The following is a 16619-nucleotide window of genomic DNA, read 5'->3' as shown; positions in this document are numbered from 1 at the left end:
GCCCGCCTTGATGCTGGGCCGCCGCGCGAAGCCCGCGCCCCTGCCGCCTGCCCGCCTTGCCGCCCTGGCCGGGCTCTGGGCGGGGGCGGTGCTGCTCGGTCTGGGCTGCTTCCTGGTCTTCAGCGCGGCGGTGCCGAAGATCGGCCTGCCCGCGCATATCGCCATCGGCACGCTGCCGCTGGCCGCCTGCCTCTGGGTCCAGGCCGTGATCTTCCCGAAGCCGCGTCCGCCCTCTCCCCCGCCGCGGAGCCTGGCGATCGTGCCCGCGCCGGTGCGCGCGGCGCCGCTGCCGGATGCGCCCGCGCCCCTGGTCGCGCGACTGCTGCTGGATGCGGCATCCCGGCCGGAGACGGAGGCGGAGCGGCGGGAGATCGCGGCGCGGCGCGCGCATGACCCGGTCTTCGCCGCGGCGGCCGCGGGGCTCGATGAGACGGCGACGCGCGCCCTGCTGGCCAGCCGTCGCCACGCCGTCCTGGCCGCTGACCTGGCGGCGACGGCCAGGCGGATCGCCGCCGCGCGGGCCGTCCAGGCGCCGCTGCCGCCGGACGCCCGGCGCGACCAGATCCATGCCGCGCTGCTGGCGACCGCACCGGCCGCCGCGGCCGCGCTGCTGGAGGCGATGCGCGCGGCGCCGGACCTCGACCCCGCCCGCGTCGCCGCCAACCTGATGCGCGGCCAGCCTTCGGCGGAGCCGTTGCCTGGCGCTCAGGCCCCGCTGGACGAGGCGCGGCTGGCGGCGGCGCTGGAGGCGCTGAGCCGCCTCGGCCCCGTCACGGCGCAGCCCAACCCGGATGGCAGCATCACGCTGCGGCCCGCCGCGCTGCCGCGGGTGCAGGATCTGCCGGCGCTGGGCGGGTCAGGGGTCCTCCTCGCGCCGCCAGGGTGACAGCAGCAGCCATTCCGGCGGCCCGTCCGGGCTGCCGGCGCGGAGATCCGCGGCCAGCAGCCGGGGCGCGATGCTGGCGCCGGGCAGCAGGACCAGCGAGCCGGACAGCGTCGGGCCGCTGGGCGTCGGGATTTCCGGGACCACCACGACGGGCGGCGTCACGGGCACGCCGGGGTCCGGCACTTCCGGCGTCACCTCCTGCCCGCCGCAGAGTGCCGCCCCCATGACGCAGCTGTTGAAGAGGTAGCTGCTGCCGGTGGCGGCCACCGCCACGGATTGCGCGGCGGTGCCGCCCCCCGCGCCGCCCAGCGTGCCGACGATGAAGGCGGAGCCGCCACTGCCCAGCACGCCGAGCCGCCCGGCCTCCAGCACCCCCAGCGCGCTGCCGGCATCGAGCAGCAGGAAGAGGGGGGACGACCCCACCACCAGGTCGAACACCGCCGGGCCGGCCGCGGCCGCCGAGGGCGCGCCGAAGGTGGAGAGCTGCGTCGCCTGCGCCGCCGCCGGCAGGCCGGGCAGGTCGGCCGCGACGCCGGCGGGAATGGCGGTCAGCCCGCCTGCCCGCCGCGTATCCACGATCATCACCGGCAGCAGCAGCGGGTCCCGCGCCTGCAGCCGGCTCGTGGAGGTGGAGGTGAGTCCCCCCGGCACGCCCAGCAGCACGGCGCGATCCGCCGCCAGGCTGGCGCCCGCCAGCGTCATGGTCCCCGCGGCGCGCAGCACGACATCGGTGCCGGAAACGCCGCCCGCAACCGTCAGCGCCCCCGCATCGGCCAGCGCGAAGGCCGCCCCGGCGCTGCCGGCGGTGAGCCGCGTCACGGCATTGCCCGCGCCTTCCAGCGCCACGGCGCCGCTGGCCTGGACGGAAAGGCTGCCGGTCGAAAGCCCCGCCCCCGTCGCCGCCTGGGTCACGTCGCCCGCCCGCGCCACCAGCGCCGCGCTGCCCGCCGCCATGCCCGCATCCAGCGAGATCGCGGTGGCGGAGAGCGCGGCCGCGCCCGTCACCGCCAGCGGATCGGCGACGGAGAGCGCGCCCTCCACCGTCAGCGCCAGGCTGCCGGCGCGGCCCGCCACCGCATCCAGCAGGTGCTGCCCGGCGGCGTCGAGGCGCACCGCCCCGGTGGTGTCCAGCACCAGCATGCCCGCGCGCAGCCCGCCGCCGCTGGCATCCTCCACCCCCGCTTCCGTCCGCAGCGTGACGAGGGGCGCGACCAGCAGGCCCGTCAGGCGGAGCGCCGCGCTGCCCTCCTGCGCCAGGGTGAAATTGCCCGCCGCCGCGCTGTAGCCCAGCGCCGGCACGCGGTTGCCCGCGCCGGTCAGCGCGACGTTGCCGCCCAGCGACACCACGCCGAGCAGCGGCGCCGAAAGCCCCGCCCCGGTGCCGGCCTGGCTGATGTCGCTGCCCGCCTGCAACTCGATCCGCGTGCCGGCGGTGACCGCGCCCTCGATCGCCAGCGCGCCGGCGGTGGAGAGGCGGAAAACGCCGCCGGCCTGGCCGGAAGCGACCCGCGCGATGGCATTGGCGCCTTCCGGCAGCGTCACGTCGCCCGTGCCGCCGTCCAGCCGCACGACATCGGCCGCCAGCGGCGCGCCGGTCAGCTGCGTGATGCCGCCGGCGGCAGTGAGCGTCGCGGAGGGCAGGGCGAGCGGCAGCGCGAGCGTCAGGTCGGTGGTGGTGGAGAGGGAGAGGCCCCCCGGTGCGGTGATGGCCCCCAGTTCCCGGATCGCATTCGCCGCCGCCCGCAGATCGACCCGCCCGCCGGCGGAGACGGTGATGCGATCGGCCTGGATGCCGGCCGCGGCCCCGTCCTGCACCAGGTCGCTGCCCACGGTCATCCGCACCTGCGGCGCCACGATGCCGGCCGTGGCGTCGGGCGCCGCGCTGCCCGCCGCCGCGACCTCCCATTCGAAGGCGGCGCTGCCGCCGAAGGCCGCGATGCCGTTGCTGGCGGTGGCGAGGCGGACATTGCCGAGCGGGCTTTCCGCCAGCAGGCGCGGCGCGCTGATGCCGCCCGCGGCGGTCTGCGTCACGTCGCCCGATTCCGCCCGCAGCACCACCAGCGGCGCGGCCAGCGGCGCCTCCACCGCCAGGCTCTGCGCCGTCAGCCGCAGCGCCGTGCCCGCATCGACCGCGCCCGCCACGCGCAACGCGCCGGCATTGACCAGCGTGAAGTCGGTGGCGGCGCCGGAGGCGCCCAGCGCCTCGATCGCATTCGCCGCGGCATCCAGCCTGACCTGGCCGCCGGTGGAGGTGACGGTGAGCAGCGGCGTCGCGACGTGGCCGCCATTCGTCGTGATGGCGCCGCCAGCGGTCAGCCCGACGCTGGTGCCGGAGAGCGCGCCCTCGATCGAGAGCGCATCGGCGGTGGCGAGGATGAGGGCGCCGCCCGCCGCGACATCGCCCAGCGCCGCGATCCGGTTCGCGGGGTCATCGAGCGTGATGGCGCCGCCCGTCGCGTTCAGCCGCAGCCGCGTGGCGGTGACCGGCGCGCCGATATCCTGCGCGATCTCGCCCACGGCGCGGATCTCCACATCGGTCGCGGTGACCGGCGCGGCCAGCAGCACGGCGCCGCCGGCATCCACCACGAAGCTGTCCCGCGCGCGGCCGAAGAGCAGGGGGATGCTGTTCAGTGTGCCGTCGAAGAGCACGGAGCCCTGCTCCGCCACCGCCTGGAGTTCATCGGCGACGATCCGTGATGCGGCGGGGTCCTGCGTCAGGTCGCCCGCGAGCGTGGTGAAGGACAGACGCCCGCCGCTGACGCTGCCCGCGATGTTCAGCGCGCCGCCATTCACCAGCGAGAGGCCGGCCGGCACCGTCGCGTCGCCGAGCGTGGTGATGCCGTTGCCCGCCCCCGTCAGCGCGACCGCGCCGAGCGGCGCCTGGAGGCGCAGCAGGCCGGTCGTGATGCCGGCCCCCGTCGCCGCCTGCGTCACGCCGCGATCGGCGTTGAGGTCGAGGCTGGTGGTGGCGAGGAGCGGAGCGCGCAGGGTGAGCGATTCGCTTGTCGCCAGCGCGACCTCCGGCGCCGTCACGGCGCCATCGACCGCGAGCGCGGTGGTGGTGGCGATGCCGAGGCGCGTGGCGGCAGCGCCGCCGGCCAGCGCGCGGATGGCGTTGCCCGCGGCTTCGAGCCGCACCTGCCCGGCGCTGCTCCGTGCCTCCAGCGTGCCGACATTCAGCAGGGCGGCGGCGCCGGCCTGGGCGATGTCGCCGGCGCTCCGCAGCACCAGGTCGCCGGCCACGGTCACGGGGCGGAGAATGGTGATGCCGTCGCCGGCGGCCGCGCTGGCGTTCGTTGTCTCCAGCGTCAGCGGCCCGCTGGGCTTGTTGATCGCGGCCTCCACCGTGATGGCGGCCTCCGCCTGCAGGGTGAGCGCGCCCGTCGTGGCATTGACGGCGGCCGCGGTGATCTCCGCCGGTTCGGTGGCGCCCGACAGCGTGGAGACGACCCGCAGCGTGACGGGATCGACCAGCACGCGATCCGCCGCCATCGCGCCGTCCAGCGCCAGCGCGCCGCGCGACGACACCTCGATCTCCCCGCCGGTGGCGGAGAGGGCGCCGCGCATCTCCGTGCGCCCCTCGCCATGCACCAGGATGCTGCCGCCGCCATCGGCGGAGATGCGCGCGCCCTGCTCCACGACGGTGCGGCCGGCGAGGCGGCGCGGTGCCCCCGGCCGGCTTTCCGCCCCCGCACCGATGGCGACGCGCCCGGCCTCGGCGGTGATCCGCGCGCCGGAGGCGACGCGGACGGTGCCCGAGGCCGTCGCCTCCACCACGCCGCGCGGCGCGGCGACGTCGCCGGTGATGGTGACGCCGCCGCCCTGGCCGCGCAGGGCGACCTGGGATGCGGTGGTGCTGCCGCTGGCCTGGACCAGCGTCTCGATCACGTTGGACGCGGCGGAGGCGGTGAGCAGCACGCTGCCGCCCTGCGCCTCGATCGTGCCGGCCTGCGTCACCAGCGCAGTGGCGCCGCCGGGCGCCGCCTGGACCTGGCGCGTGACGTCGAGCGACAGCAGGCCATCGCCCGCGAGGTCCAGGGCGAAGGCCTCCCCGCCCGCCAGCGCGACACGGCCCAGCCGCGCGCGAATCGTGCCGGAATTGGCGACGGAGGGCGCCACCAGCGCCGCCAGGCCGCGATCCGCGACGGTGACGGTGCCCCGATTCTCCACCCGCGCGCCGGGACGCGGCTGGCCATCGAAGACCATCCGCCCGGCCATGAAGTTCTGGTTGGTGATGTCGGAGGTCGTCGCGATCAGCGCCGCCACATCCACCTGCGCGCCCTGGTGGAACACCACGCCCGCGGGGTTCACCAGCGCGACGCCGCCATTCGAGGTGATGCGCCCCGCGATGGCGGAAGGATCGCCCCCCGTCACCCGTTGCAGGGAGAAGGATGACGCGGCGGGTTGGCGGATATCCACCTGGTGCTGCGCGCCGACATCGAAGCGCTGCCATTCGATCACCGCGCGGTCGCTGGCCTGGTTCACCTGGGTGCGGGTCGCGGTCTGGCCGATGCTGGCCTGCCCGGCCACCACCTGGCCGCCGGAAGGCCGCGCATCCGCCGCCTGCGCCATCACGGGCGAGGGCACCAGGGTCAGCGCCATGGCGATGGAGAAGACGGGCGGGCGGCGGGCCATTCCTCAAGATACGCTTAAGGCGACCCCAACCGGAAGGCGATTATTGCGTTAACGAATGCATCTTCCGGCTGCATTCGTTAACGCTAGCCGGGCTTGGCGCCGTGCCGCCGCCATGCCGTTATGGCGCAAAGCACCCAGGAAACCCCGCCATGGCCACCCCCAGCAACAGCGTCCGCATCGCCCTTCTGCCTGGCGACGGCATCGGCACGGAAGTGACGGAAGCCGCCACCTTCGTGCTGGAGAAGCTGGCCCGCCGCCACGCCATCGGCATCGCGACGGAAACGCTGGACGCCGGCGCCTTCGCCTATCAGCGCAGCGGCACCGCGATGTCGGAGGAGACCTTCGAGCGCGCGAAAGCCGCCGACGCCATCCTGCTCGGCGCCATGGGCTGGCCCGGCATCCGCTACGAGGACGGCACGGAGATCGCGCCCCAGCTCGACCTCCGCTTCCGCCTCGGCCTCTACGCCGGCGTGCGCCCGATCCGCGCCATCCCCGGCGTGCCGCTGCCGCTCTCCGACCCGCGCGCCAAGGACATCGACCTGGTGATCCTGCGGGAGAGCACGGAAGGACTCTTCTACGCCCGCGGCCGCGGCACCGTGACCGACGATGCCGAGGCGCGCGACACCATGCTCATCACCCGCGCCACCACCGAACGCCTCTCCCGCTTCGCCTTCCGCCTGGCGGAGCGGCGCGCCGCGCGGCTTGGGCGCCCGCAGCGCGTGACGCTGGTGGACAAGGCCAACGTCTTCACCTCCATGGCCTTCATGCGGAAGGTCTTCCTCGAGATCGCCGCGGAGTTCCCCGGCGTCCCCGCCGATGCGCACTACGTCGATGCCATGGCGCTCGACATGATCCGCAAGCCGTGGGACTTCGACGTGCTGCCGACCGAGAACATGTTCGGCGACATCCTCTCCGACCTCGGCGCCGGCCTCATCGGCGGCATGGGCTACGCCCCCTCCGCCGATATCGGTGACACCCACGCGGTCTTCCAACCCAGCCACGGCACGGGTCCCGACATCGCGGGCAAGGGCATCGCCAACCCGACGGCGGCGATCCTGTCCGCCGCGCTGATGCTGGACTGGCTGGCGATGCGTGGCGTGGGGCAGGGATTCGCGGATGCGGCGACCGAGATGGAAGGCGCGGTCGATGCGGCCTTCGCGAAAGGGCTCCGCAGCGCGGAATTCGGGGGCGTGGGGACGAAGGGCGTGGCGGAAGCGATCGCCGAACAGATCGGGTGACTCCAACGGCACGATGGAGTGACCTGCGGCCGCCTTTGGCGGCCGAGGCCGCGAATGCGGCCCGCCGGAAGTCCGGCGAGCCAAGCGGCCGGAGGCCGCGCCCGGCGCTTGAGGGCATGAACAGAACGAGGCTCCGCCTCGTGCTCCGCCGGGGGGCGTGGCGCCCCCCGGACCCCGCCATCGATTTGCGCCAACTCACCGGGCGCGACAAACTCAAAGCAAGCAAGCGGGAGCAGCGCCAAAAACCATGGACGTGTTCGAGGCCCTGGCCACGCGCCGCAGCATCCGCGGCTTCCGGCCAGACCCCATCCCGCGCGCGACACTGGAAAAAATCCTTGGCGCGGCATCCCGCGCGCCCTCAGGCTCCAACATCCAGCCCTGGCGCGTGCGCGTCACGGTAGGCGAGGAGAAGGCCGCCCTCTCCCGCGCGCTGCGCGCCGCGCACGATGCCGGCGCCAAGGTCGAACGCGACTACCACTACTATCCACGGGTCTGGCGCGAACCCTACCTGGCGCGCCGCCGCGCCTGCGGCTTCGGGCTCTACAAACTCGCCGGCATCGGCCGCGGCGACACGCAGGCCGCCCATGCGCAGCGCGCCCGCAACTTCGACTTCTTCGGCGCGCCCGTCGGCCTCTTCTTCTCCATCGACCGCGACATGGAACAGGGCTCCTGGCTCGACTACGGGATGTTCCTCCAGTCCATCATGCTGGCGGCCCGCGCCGAGGGCCTCGACACCTGCGCCCAGGCCGCCTTCTGCGACCACCACGACGTGGTGCGCGCCCATCTCGGCATCCCGGATGACCAGGCGCTGGTCTGCGGCATGTCGATCGGCATCGCCGATGCGGATGAGCCCACCAACGCGCTGGTGACGGAACGGGAGCCGCTCTCCACCTTCGTCACCTTCGGACCCGGCGCGTGACGCATCTCGACAGCCGGCAGAGCTGGATCCGGCTCTCCGCCATCATGGCGCTGTCCACGCTGGGCGGGGCGGGCATGTGGTCCGTGGTGGTCGCGCTGCCCTTCGTGCAGGCGGAATTCCAGGCGACCCGCGCCGATGCGTCGCTCCCCTACACGCTGACCATGGTGGGCTTCGCCCTCGGCGGTATCCTGATGGGGCGCATGTCGGACCGCTTCGGCGCGATGTGGCCCGTGATGATCGCCTCCTGCGTCATGGGGCTCGGCTACATCCTGGCGGGCCTGGCGCCGAGCCTGCTGGTCTTCGCCCTGGTGCAGGGCGTGCTGATCGGGGCGCTGGGCTCCTCCGCCAGCTTCGGCCCGCTGATGGCCGATGCGTCGATGTGGTTCATGCGCCGCCGCGGCATCGCCGTGGCGCTGGCGGCATCGGGCAACTACCTCGCGGGCGTCGTCTGGCCGCCGTTGCTGACGGTGCTGATCGGCAGCTGGGGCTGGCGCGTGGCGCATATCGTCGTCGGCTGCATCGTGCTGGCGACCATGCCGCTGATCGCGCTGATGCTGCGCGCGCGGCCGCCGGTGGCGAGGGTGGCGCCAGCCGTCGCCGGCGCGCCGCCGCAGCGCGTGGACCGTCCGCTCGGCATGTCGAAGAATATGCTGACGGGCGTGCTGGGCTTCGCGGGCATCGGCTGCTGCATCGCCATGGCCATGCCGCAGGTCCATATCGTCGCCTATTGCGGGGACCTCGGCTATGGCGTGGCGCGGGGGACGGAGATGCTCTCCCTCATGCTCGCCTTCGGCATCGTCTCCCGCATCGCCTCCGGCTTCATCGCCGACCGCATCGGCGGCCTGCGGACGCTGCTGCTGGGATCGCTGCTGCAGGGCGCGGCGCTGGTGCTCTACCTCGGCTTCGACAGCCTGGTGTCGCTGTATGTGATTTCCGCGCTGTTCGGCCTGTTCCAGGGCGGCATCGTGCCATCCTACGCCATCATCGTGCGGGAGTATTTCCCGGCGCGGGAGGCCGGCACGCGCGTCGGCATCGTGCTGATGGCGACGCTGGCGGGCATGGCGATCGGCGGCTGGGTCTCCGGCCTGATCTTCGACCTGACCGGCAGCTACGCCGCCGCCTTCCTCAACGGCGTCGCCTGGAACCTGGTGAACCTCATCATCGTCACCACCCTGCTGATCCGCGCGCAAGGCATGCGGGGCAAGGCGGCGATGGCGTGAGGCGCCGCCTCGCCTGGCTGGGGAGTCTCGCGCTGCTTGCGATCCTGGCCGGGCTCGGCTGGGCCTATGCGCAGGCGGGGCTCTACGGCGTCACCATCGTGCTGCGGCGGGGCGGCAGCTACTGGGTCGATGTCACGCGGGATGATGCGCGCCTCTCGCCCGCCATGCGGCTGGCGCTGCGCGATCCCGTCCCGGCGGTGCGCGCGGGCCCCATCGCCTGGCGCAGCCTGGCCGAGGGCTTCGAGGTGGCGGAGATGCCGGTGCTGGCCGGGGAGGCGGAAGTCGATCGCCTGCTGCTGACGCGCATCGATCCGCGCCATTTCCGCCTCATCGCGCGCGGCGCGCCCGCCGGCAACCGCGACCTCCGGGACTGGCGGCGGGCGCTGGGCGCCGTGCTCGTCGTCAATGGCAGCTTCTACGATCGCTACGGCGATCCCGACACGCCGATGGTCAGCGACGGACAGCGCCTCGGCCCCGCCACCTATGAGGCACGCCATGGCGCCGTGGTCAGCGACGCTTCCGGCACGCGCCTCCTCGACCTCCGCGGCCAGGATTGGCGGGCGGCGCTGGCCGGCGCGCGGGATGGCGTCGTCTCCTGGCCCCTGCTGCTGGCGCCCGATGGCAGCAGCCGCGCGGCCGGCGATGCGCGCTGGCTCGCCAATCGCAGCTTCCTGGGCCAGGACCGCGACGGCCGCATCCTCATCGGCACCACCGCCGATGCCTTCTTCTCGCTGCGGCGTTTCGCGGACTTCCTGCGCGAAGCGCCGCTCGACCTCGCCATCGCGCTGAACCTCGATGGCGGGCCTGTCGCCTGCCAGGCCGTCCGGCTTGCAGGCTATGAGCGCGACTTCTGCGGCTTGTGGGAAACGCAGACGGTGGAGGATCGCATCCGCCTGCTGCGCTGGCCGCTGTGGTGGCGGCGCTTCGGCCTGCCGGTGGTGCTGGCCGTCGTGCCGCGCTGAGCTACGCGCTTCGCCGCCGCAACGCGTCCAGGCTCCACGGGCCAGGCCCGGCGAAGGTGATGTAGAGGAAGACGAAACAGTAGAGGATCGCGGCATCGCCGCCGTTCAGCACGGGGAAGAAGTTGCGCGGCGCATGGCCGATGAAATAGGCCGCCGCCATCTCGCCGGAGGCGATGAAGGCCGCGGGGCGCGTCAGCAGGCCCAGCACCAGCAGCGCGCCCAGCCCCAGTTCCAGCACCCCCGCCACCCAGGACAAGGTCATCGCATCCGGCAACGGCGCGCCGCCGGCCATGGGCGGAAAGCCCAGGATCTTCTGCGTGCCATGCGCGAGGAACAGCAGCCCCGCCATGATGCGCAGCACGGAGAGCATCCGTGGCGCCCAGGCGAGCATCGTCGGGTGGTTGGTCAGGTCTGGCATGCAGGGCTTCCCGGCCATGGGGCGGAATGCCCTGGCTTTCGCGCTGCAACGCGCGAAAGCGGGAGCGGCTGCGCGGCCCTACGACCCCGTGACGAGGGCGCGGCTGAACAGCAGCGCCCCCGCCGCATCCCGCCCGCCTTCGACCCATCCCTGCCGCCGGTAGAATTCGGCGGCGCGGGTGCCGGGGTCGGTGTCGAGCGTCGCGGTCGCATGGCCCGCTTCCGCCAGGCTGGCGCAGGCGCGGGCCAGCAGCGCGCTTCCGATGCCGCGCCCCTCGAACCCCGGCTCGACGAACAGCGCCCAGATCGAGCCGTCCCGGGGATCCCCGGCGGAGAAGCCGCGCATCGCGCCTGCTTCCTCCCACACCCAGACCGGCGCCTGCTCGACGAACCACACCACATCCGCCGGCGAGACCCGCGCCGGGTTGAAGGTGTTCTCCCGCACCGCGAGGCGGATGCGCATCAGCGCGGGAATGTCGTCCAGGATCGCCCGGCGGATCACCCGCCGGCGCGCGGCAGCATCATTGCCCCGCGCGCGGCAGCGCGACTCCCACCAGCGCATCCCGTGTGACGATGGAGGCGAGCCGCGCCGCGTCCCAGCCCTCGGTCCCCGCGGGCCGCTGCGGCAGCACCATCCAGCGGTAATCCGCCGTGCTGTCCACCACCTTCACCGCGACGCCATCCGGCAGCGTGGTGCCCCATTCCGCCAGCACGGCGCGGGGTTCCCGCACCGCCCGCGCGCGATAGGCGGCCGATTTGTACCAGTGCGGCGGATAGCCCAGCACGGCGCGCGGGTAGCAGGAGCAGAGCGTGCAGACGACGAGGTGATGGACCTTGTCCGTATCCTCCAGCACGCCGAGCGGCGGCGCGCCGGCCATGGAGACGCCCATCGCCTCCGCCGCCTGGCCGCCGTCGCGCAGCAGCAGGGCGCGGTACTCGGGATCGGTCCAGGCGCGCGCCACCATCCGCGCGCCGATCTCGGGGCTCGCGCGGTCCGTGCTCGCGATCTGGGTCGTGATCTGGTCTTCCGTCAGCACGCCCTTGGCGACCAGGGCGGCGACGAAGCGGTCGAGCAGCGCGACGCTCTCCGCGGAGGGGGCATGGGCCATCAGGCCGTGCCCTCCAGCCAATGCTCGTAGAGCTCGACCAGCACCGTGTCCCCCGCCGCGCCCTCGTTCCAGAGGGAGGGCTGGTCGAAGCGCACGTGGTAGAGCGGGATGCGCGGCGCCGGCCGGGCGAAGGCCAAGTCCTCGGGGTTCGGATAGGCGCCGAGGGGGCGTTCCACGACACCTTCGCGCCCGCGCAGGTAATGCGGGGTGCGGATGTGGCAGGGGCCGCGCAGCTCCGGGAAATCCAGCTTCACGCGGACGCGCTGCCCAGCTTCGAAGGCTCCGGTCATCGCAGGCTCTCCGCGGGCACCACGCCCTTTTCCACCATCAGCGCCGAGATCGCCCGCAGCCAGCGCTCGTAATAGCCGAGCGCGTGGTATTCCGGCTCCGGGATCGCCTCGATGCAGCGGCGCATCTCATCCACCGTCATCAGCCCGCTGCGGCCGAGGATCTGGCGCAGCGCATCGACGCGCTTGCCGAACTCATCGGGCGGCGCCTCGTCATCCGGCTCGACGGCCGTGCAGCGGAAGCGGGGCGCGCCGCCGAGGTCATGGGTCGCCGGTGGCGGCGAAACGGGCAAAGCGGGGGGCGGTATTTCGTCCGTCATGCGCCCATCCTATGCGCAATCCGCGGCGCGATGCCACGGCGTGGCGCGTCACTTCACCTCTTCATCCGGGCCGACGCCCCAGATCTCGGCGCGCTTCAGGAAGCCGCGATGCCCGGCCACCTGCACCTCGCACCAGGCATTGCCGGCCTCGCATTCCCTGACGCGGCCGATGACGCCGGGGCGGAGCCGCGCGACGGCGACGCCGCCATCCTCCGGCCGGCGCCGCAGCGTCACTTCCTGCGCCGTGGCGGGCGGGCGGATCAGCACGGTCCGGCGCCCCGCGAGCGTCGAGGAATGCACCCAGCCCTCCGCACCCTCCGCATCCCGGATGCGGCGCCAGAGCTGGAACTCGCCCACGATCTGCACGGGCAGGTCGCGGCGCTGGAAGGTCCATTCGATCGGATAGCTGGTGGAGGGCCCGACCCGCATGTTGACCTCGTCCGACCGCAGCGCGGCGAAGCGGGGCAGGGCGAGGCCGGTGACGGAGCCGGTGGAGGGCACGGGCGGGGGCGGCGGCTGTGCCGGTTCCGGCGCGCGGCTGGTCGCGGCGGCGGCGCCGGCGGCCGCAGCCCCGGCCGCTGCCCCCGCGGCGGCGGCGGCGGCGGGGGGGCGGCGATTCGGCTGCTGCGGGTTGCGCCCGACGGTCGGTGGCTGGCCGGGACGCTGCGCCTGGCTGCCCTGCTGGCCCTGGGGCCGCGGCGGCGTGGCGCCCTGCTGCGGCGGCCTGGGCGGCGTGGCTTGCTGGGCCGGTCGCGCGGGGGTCTGCCCCTGCTGGGCCGGGCGCGGCTGGCTTGGCGCAGTCGCGGCGGGCGGGCTGGCGGCCGGTGGCGTCGCCTGAACCGGCCGGGGTGGCGGCAGCGTCCCCTGGGACGGCGCGATGCTGGATTGCGGCAGCGCGGCACCCCCGGAGAGGGCGACCAGCAGCACCGACAGGATCGCGGGACGGGCAAAGCGCATGCCCGATCCCTTCCGCAATCCAGGGTGCCGGGTCAAGCACCTGAATGCGGTTCCTGCGATGTCGTCGGAGGTCGTGAGGGGGGCGGGCGGCGGCGCGGGTGGGACCTGGAACCGCGCCGCCGCCTGCCTGGACCGCCGATGGGGGGATGCGACGGTCACGGGCTCAACGGGGCGGCACCGCCGGGGTTGCGGCGGTGCCTGCCGGTCACGCAGGTGTCAGAGAGCGGGCTATTTCAGCCCGTCCCAGAACTCCTTCACCTTGGCGAAGAAACCCTCCGATTCCGGGCTGGACCGGCCGGTCTTCTCGCATTCCTTCTCGAATTCCGCGAGCAGCTCCTGCTGCCGCTTCGAGAGGTTCTGCGGCGTCTCCACCGCGACCTGGACATACATGTCCCCCCGCGCGGCGGAGCGCAGGACGGAGAAGCCCTTGCCCCGCAGCCGGAACTGGTCGCCCGTCTGGGTGCCGGCCGGGATGGTCACGCGGGCGCGGCCACCATCGATGACGGGGACTTCGACACCCCCGCCGAGCGCCGCCTGCGTCATCCGCAGCGGCACACGGACGAAGATGTTGGCGCCGTCCCGCTGGAAGATCGGGTGCGACTTCACGCCGACATCGACATAGAGGTCGCCCGCCGGCGCGCCCCTCAGCCCGGCCTCACCCTCGCCGGACAGGCGGATGCGCGTGCCGTCCTCCACGCCTGCCGGGATGGTCACGGCCAGCGTGCGGTCGCGCTGCGTGCGGCCCTGGCCGGCGCAGACCTTGCAGGGGTTCTTGATGATGCGCCCGCTGCCCGAGCAGGTCGGGCAGGTGCGTTCGATCAGGAAGAAGCCCTGCTGCGCGCGCACCTTGCCCGCCCCCTGGCAGGTCGGGCAGGTCTGGGCGGCCTGTGCGGCGGGGCCTTCGCTGCCGGTGCCCTTGCAGGCTTCGCAGACGACGGAGGAGGGGACGCGGATGGTCTTCTTCGCCCCCGCGAAGGCCTCCTCCATCGTCACTTCCACCTGCTGGCGCAGGTCGGCGCCGCGGCCCACCGGGCCACGCCCGCCACGGCCACGGCCGCCGAGGCCGCCGAACATCTCCTCGAAGATGTCCTCGAAGGCGCCGCCGAAGGGATTGCCGCCCGCACCGCCGCCGCCGAAGCCGCCGGGCCCGCCGCCGCCCTGTTCGAAGGCGGCATGGCCGTAGCGGTCATAGGCCGCGCGCTTCTCGGCATCCTTCAGCACGTCATAGGCCTCGTTCAATTCCTTGAACTTGGCCTCGGCGCTCTTGTCCCCCTGGTTGCGGTCGGGGTGGTACTGCATGGCGAGCTTGCGGTAGGCCTTCTTCAGGTCCTCCTCGCTCGCGTCCCGGGCCGTGCCCAGGACCTCGTAGTAGTCGCGCTTGGCCATGGGGCCCCAAGTCCTCACGCTGGCTGCCCCGGTCGGGCCTGGGCCCGTGGGGCAGCGTGTTCAGCGACATTGTTTCAACAAGGCAACGCCCGACCCCCTTTCGGAAGCCGGGCGCGCCGGGAACGGTGGCCGATCCGGAGACCTCGCCCTGTTACGAGGGCTTCTTCTTCTTCGGGTCGACTTCCTCGAACTCGGCGTCCACGACCTTGTCGTTCGGGTTGCCGCCCGGGCCGCCGGCGCCCTGCTGGCCGCCCGCCGCGCCGGCCGCATCGCCCGCCGCCGCCTGCGCCTTGTAGAGCGACTCGCCCATCTTCATCGCGACCTGGGAGAGGCTGTCATTGGCCGCCTTGATGGCGTCCAGGTCCTGGCCTTCCATGGCGGTGCGCGCCGTGGCGATGGCGGCCTCGACCTCGGCCTTCTCCGCGGCCGGGACCTTGTCGCCATTCTCCTTCAGCGTCTTCTCCGTGGAGTGCACCAGGGCATCGAGCCCGTTGCGCGCCTCGACCGCCTCGCGCCGCTTCTTGTCGGCTTCCGCATTGGCCTCGGCCTCGCGCACCATCCGCTCGATGTCGTTGTCGGAGAGGCCCGACTTCGCCTGGATGCGGATCTGCTGTTCCTTGCCGGTCGCCTTGTCCTTCGCGCTGACGGAGACGATGCCGTTGGCGTCGATGTCGAAGGTCACCTCCACCTGCGGCACGCCGCGCGGCGCGGGGGGGATGCCGGTCAGGTCGAACTGGCCGAGCAGCTTGTTGTCCGCCGCCATCTCCCGCTCGCCCTGGAAGACCTTGATGGTCACCGCGGACTGGTTGTCATCGGCCGTGGAGAAGACCTGCGACTTCTTGGTGGGGATGGTGGTGTTGCGCTCGATCAGGCGGGTGAAGACGCCGCCCAGCGTCTCGATGCCGAGCGAGAGCGGCGTGACGTCCAGCAGCAGCACGTCCTTGACGTCGCCCTTCAGCACGCCGCCCTGGATCGCCGCGCCGATGGCCACGACCTCATCCGGGTTGACGTTGCGCGCGGGCTCCTTGCCGAAGAACTGCTTCACCACCTCGATGACCTTCGGCATGCGCGTCATGCCGCCGACCAGGATGACCTCGTCGATCTCCCCGGCGGAGAGGCCCGCATCCTTGAGCGCCATCTTGCAGGGCTCGAGCGTCTTCTGGATCAGGTCATCGACCAGGCTTTCCAGCTTCGCCCGCGTCATCTGCATCACCAGGTGCTTCGGCCCGGAGGCGTCGGCGGTGATGAAGGGCAGGTTCACCTCGGTCTGCTTGGAGGAGGAGAGCTCGATCTTCGCCTTCTCGGCCGCTTCCTTCAGGCGCTGCAGCGCGAGCTTGTCGCCGCGCAGGTCGATGCCCTGCTCCTTGCGGAACTCGTCGGCCAGGTAGTCGATGATGCGCGCGTCGAAATCCTCGCCGCCCAGGAAGGTGTCGCCGTTGGTGGACTTCACCTCGAAGACGCCGTCGCCGATTTCCAGCACGGATACGTCGAAGGTGCCGCCGCCGAGGTCATAGACCGCGATGGTGCCGCCCTTCTTCTGGTCCATGCCATAGGCCAGCGCGGCGGCCGTCGGCTCGTTGATGATGCGCAGCACCTCGAGGCCGGCGATCGAACCGGCTTCCTTCGTGGCCTGGCGCTGGGCGTCGTTGAAGTAGGCCGGGACGGTGATGACGGCCTGCGTCACCTTCTCGCCGAGATAGGCCTCGGCGGTCTCCTTCATCTTGGTCAGCACGTTGGCGCTGATCTGCTGCGGCGCGTAGGTCTTGCCCTCGACCTCGACCCAGGCATCGCCATTCGGCGCGCGGGCGATGGCATAGGGCACCAGGCCCTTGTCCTTCGTCACCATCGGGTCGTCGAAGCGGCGGCCGATCAGGCGCTTGACGGCATAGAGGGTGTTGGTGGGGTTCGTCACCGCCTGGCGCTTGGCGCTCTGCCCGACCAGGCGCTCGCCATTCTTGGCGAAGGCGACCATGGAGGGGGTGGTGCGCGCGCCTTCCGCGTTCTCGATGACCCTGACGTCCTTGCCTTCCATGATGGCGACGCAGGAATTCGTGGTACCGAGGTCGATACCGATGACCTTGCTCATCCGATGTGGCTCCTCTTGCGGCGGCGTGAGAGCGGCCCCTGAAGGCACCGCCCCCGGCCCCTGCCGGATGGGGGTTGGTAGATGGGCTGTGACATATTCATCGCAGTCGCCCCGGGCAAGGGGGCGGAAGGGGGATTGAGGCAGCGACTCAACCTTTGCGCGCGGAAGTTCCGAAGCCTCCCGCCTCATGTGGCGCA

At 72.9% G+C, this 16619-nt stretch carries 14 protein-coding genes; 5 read left to right on the top strand and 9 right to left on the bottom strand.

Features of this window, described 5'->3' with window-relative positions; all coding sequences use genetic code 11:
• Nucleotides 1-10 precede the first annotated feature (10 nt).
• Nucleotides 11-886, top strand: a complete 876-nt coding sequence (locus G3576_RS24295; RefSeq protein WP_164697068.1) for a hypothetical protein — start codon at nucleotides 11-13, stop codon at nucleotides 884-886.
• On the opposite strand, the gene G3576_RS24290 is transcribed toward G3576_RS24295, so the two are convergent.
• Complete coding sequence (locus tag G3576_RS24290) at nucleotides 857-5521, bottom strand: beta strand repeat-containing protein (protein ID WP_164697067.1); 4665 nt, start codon at nucleotides 5519-5521, stop codon at nucleotides 857-859. The two genes, G3576_RS24295 and G3576_RS24290, sit on opposite strands and share 30 nt — an antisense overlap.
• A 149-nt stretch (nucleotides 5522-5670) precedes the next feature.
• Here G3576_RS24290 and G3576_RS24285 point away from each other — a divergent pair, with 149 nt between their 5' ends.
• The 4 genes from G3576_RS24285 (at nucleotide 5671) to G3576_RS31985 (ending at nucleotide 9860) form a co-directional block, all read left to right on the top strand.
• Nucleotides 5671-6759 carry an isocitrate/isopropylmalate dehydrogenase family protein gene (locus tag G3576_RS24285; RefSeq protein ID WP_164697066.1) on the top strand — a complete coding sequence of 363 codons (1089 nt, stop codon included), beginning with the start codon at nucleotides 5671-5673 and terminating at the stop codon, nucleotides 6757-6759.
• Between the two features lie 247 nt (nucleotides 6760-7006).
• The gene (locus tag G3576_RS24280) at nucleotides 7007-7678 is read left to right on the top strand and encodes a nitroreductase (protein WP_164697065.1); all 672 of its coding nucleotides are present in this window, start codon (nucleotides 7007-7009) and stop codon (nucleotides 7676-7678) included.
• Nucleotides 7675-8898, top strand: coding sequence for an MFS transporter (locus G3576_RS24275; protein WP_328729724.1), 1224 nt, complete (start codon nucleotides 7675-7677; stop codon nucleotides 8896-8898). Before G3576_RS24280 ends, G3576_RS24275 begins: the two co-directional genes overlap by 4 nt.
• Nucleotides 8895-9860 (top strand): phosphodiester glycosidase family protein, encoded by a 966-nt coding sequence (locus G3576_RS31985; RefSeq protein ID WP_164697064.1) that lies wholly within the window; start codon nucleotides 8895-8897, stop codon nucleotides 9858-9860. Before G3576_RS24275 ends, G3576_RS31985 begins: the two co-directional genes overlap by 4 nt.
• A gap of 1 nt (nucleotide 9861) precedes the next feature.
• Here G3576_RS31985 and G3576_RS24265 read toward each other — a convergent pair whose 3' ends face one another.
• From G3576_RS24265 to dnaK, 8 genes are all read right to left on the bottom strand, one after another.
• Nucleotides 9862-10278 (bottom strand): DoxX family protein, encoded by a 417-nt coding sequence (locus tag G3576_RS24265; protein ID WP_164697063.1) that lies wholly within the window; start codon nucleotides 10276-10278, stop codon nucleotides 9862-9864.
• Between the two features lie 78 nt (nucleotides 10279-10356).
• Nucleotides 10357-10779: a GNAT family N-acetyltransferase gene (locus tag G3576_RS31980; protein WP_207623020.1), complete on the bottom strand. Its 423-nt coding sequence runs from the start codon at nucleotides 10777-10779 to the stop codon at nucleotides 10357-10359.
• 19 nt (nucleotides 10780-10798) lie between these two features.
• Entirely contained in the window at nucleotides 10799-11386 is a 588-nt protein-coding gene (locus G3576_RS24255; RefSeq protein ID WP_164697062.1) for a nitrile hydratase subunit alpha, read from the bottom strand.
• Entirely contained in the window at nucleotides 11386-11676 is a 291-nt protein-coding gene (locus G3576_RS32650) for an SH3-like domain-containing protein (RefSeq protein WP_164697061.1), read from the bottom strand. Before G3576_RS32650 ends, G3576_RS24255 begins: the two co-directional genes overlap by 1 nt.
• A complete protein-coding gene (locus G3576_RS32645; protein ID WP_207623019.1) occupies nucleotides 11673-11993 on the bottom strand; it encodes an SH3-like domain-containing protein in 321 nt (106 codons plus the stop codon). The genes G3576_RS32650 and G3576_RS32645 overlap by 4 nt, the downstream gene beginning before the upstream one ends.
• Before the next feature lie 48 nt (nucleotides 11994-12041).
• On the bottom strand, nucleotides 12042-12950 hold the full coding sequence (locus tag G3576_RS31970; protein ID WP_235952412.1) for an SH3 domain-containing protein: 909 nt from the start codon (nucleotides 12948-12950) through the stop codon (nucleotides 12042-12044).
• A gap of 228 nt (nucleotides 12951-13178) precedes the next feature.
• Nucleotides 13179-14336 carry a molecular chaperone DnaJ gene (dnaJ, locus tag G3576_RS24235; RefSeq protein ID WP_164697060.1) on the bottom strand — a complete coding sequence of 386 codons (1158 nt, stop codon included), beginning with the start codon at nucleotides 14334-14336 and terminating at the stop codon, nucleotides 13179-13181.
• A 151-nt stretch (nucleotides 14337-14487) separates the two neighbouring features.
• On the bottom strand, nucleotides 14488-16611 hold the full coding sequence (gene dnaK / locus G3576_RS24230; protein ID WP_268888578.1) for a molecular chaperone DnaK: 2124 nt from the start codon (nucleotides 16609-16611) through the stop codon (nucleotides 14488-14490).
• Between the last annotated feature and the right edge of the window lie 8 nt (nucleotides 16612-16619).

Origin of the sequence: Falsiroseomonas algicola (assembly GCF_011040385.1) — a bacterium.
Classification (GTDB): Bacteria; Pseudomonadota; Alphaproteobacteria; order Acetobacterales; family Acetobacteraceae; genus Falsiroseomonas; species Falsiroseomonas algicola.
Note: the sequence above shows the minus strand (reverse complement) of the source record. Positions and strands in the feature narration are given on the sequence as shown.

Coding starts and splice junctions, on each gene's coding strand:
- G3576_RS31970 (WP_235952412.1), bottom strand. CDS start 12,950: ATGCGCTTTGCCCGTCCCGCGATCCTGTCGGTGCTGCTGGTCGCCCTC.
- G3576_RS32650 (WP_164697061.1), bottom strand. CDS start 11,676: ATGACCGGAGCCTTCGAAGCTGGGCAGCGCGTCCGCGTGAAGCTGGAT.
- G3576_RS24255 (WP_164697062.1), bottom strand. CDS start 11,386: ATGGCCCATGCCCCCTCCGCGGAGAGCGTCGCGCTGCTCGACCGCTTC.
- G3576_RS24265 (WP_164697063.1), bottom strand. CDS start 10,278: ATGCCAGACCTGACCAACCACCCGACGATGCTCGCCTGGGCGCCACGG.
- G3576_RS32645 (WP_207623019.1), bottom strand. CDS start 11,993: ATGACGGACGAAATACCGCCCCCCGCTTTGCCCGTTTCGCCGCCACCG.
- G3576_RS24285 (WP_164697066.1), top strand. CDS start 5,671: ATGGCCACCCCCAGCAACAGCGTCCGCATCGCCCTTCTGCCTGGCGAC.
- G3576_RS24295 (WP_164697068.1), top strand. CDS start 11: ATGCTGGGCCGCCGCGCGAAGCCCGCGCCCCTGCCGCCTGCCCGCCTT.
- G3576_RS24280 (WP_164697065.1), top strand. CDS start 7,007: ATGGACGTGTTCGAGGCCCTGGCCACGCGCCGCAGCATCCGCGGCTTC.
- G3576_RS24290 (WP_164697067.1), bottom strand. CDS start 5,521: ATGGCCCGCCGCCCGCCCGTCTTCTCCATCGCCATGGCGCTGACCCTG.
- dnaK (WP_268888578.1), bottom strand. CDS start 16,611: ATGAGGCGGGAGGCTTCGGAACTTCCGCGCGCAAAGGTTGAGTCGCTG.
- dnaJ (WP_164697060.1), bottom strand. CDS start 14,336: ATGGCCAAGCGCGACTACTACGAGGTCCTGGGCACGGCCCGGGACGCG.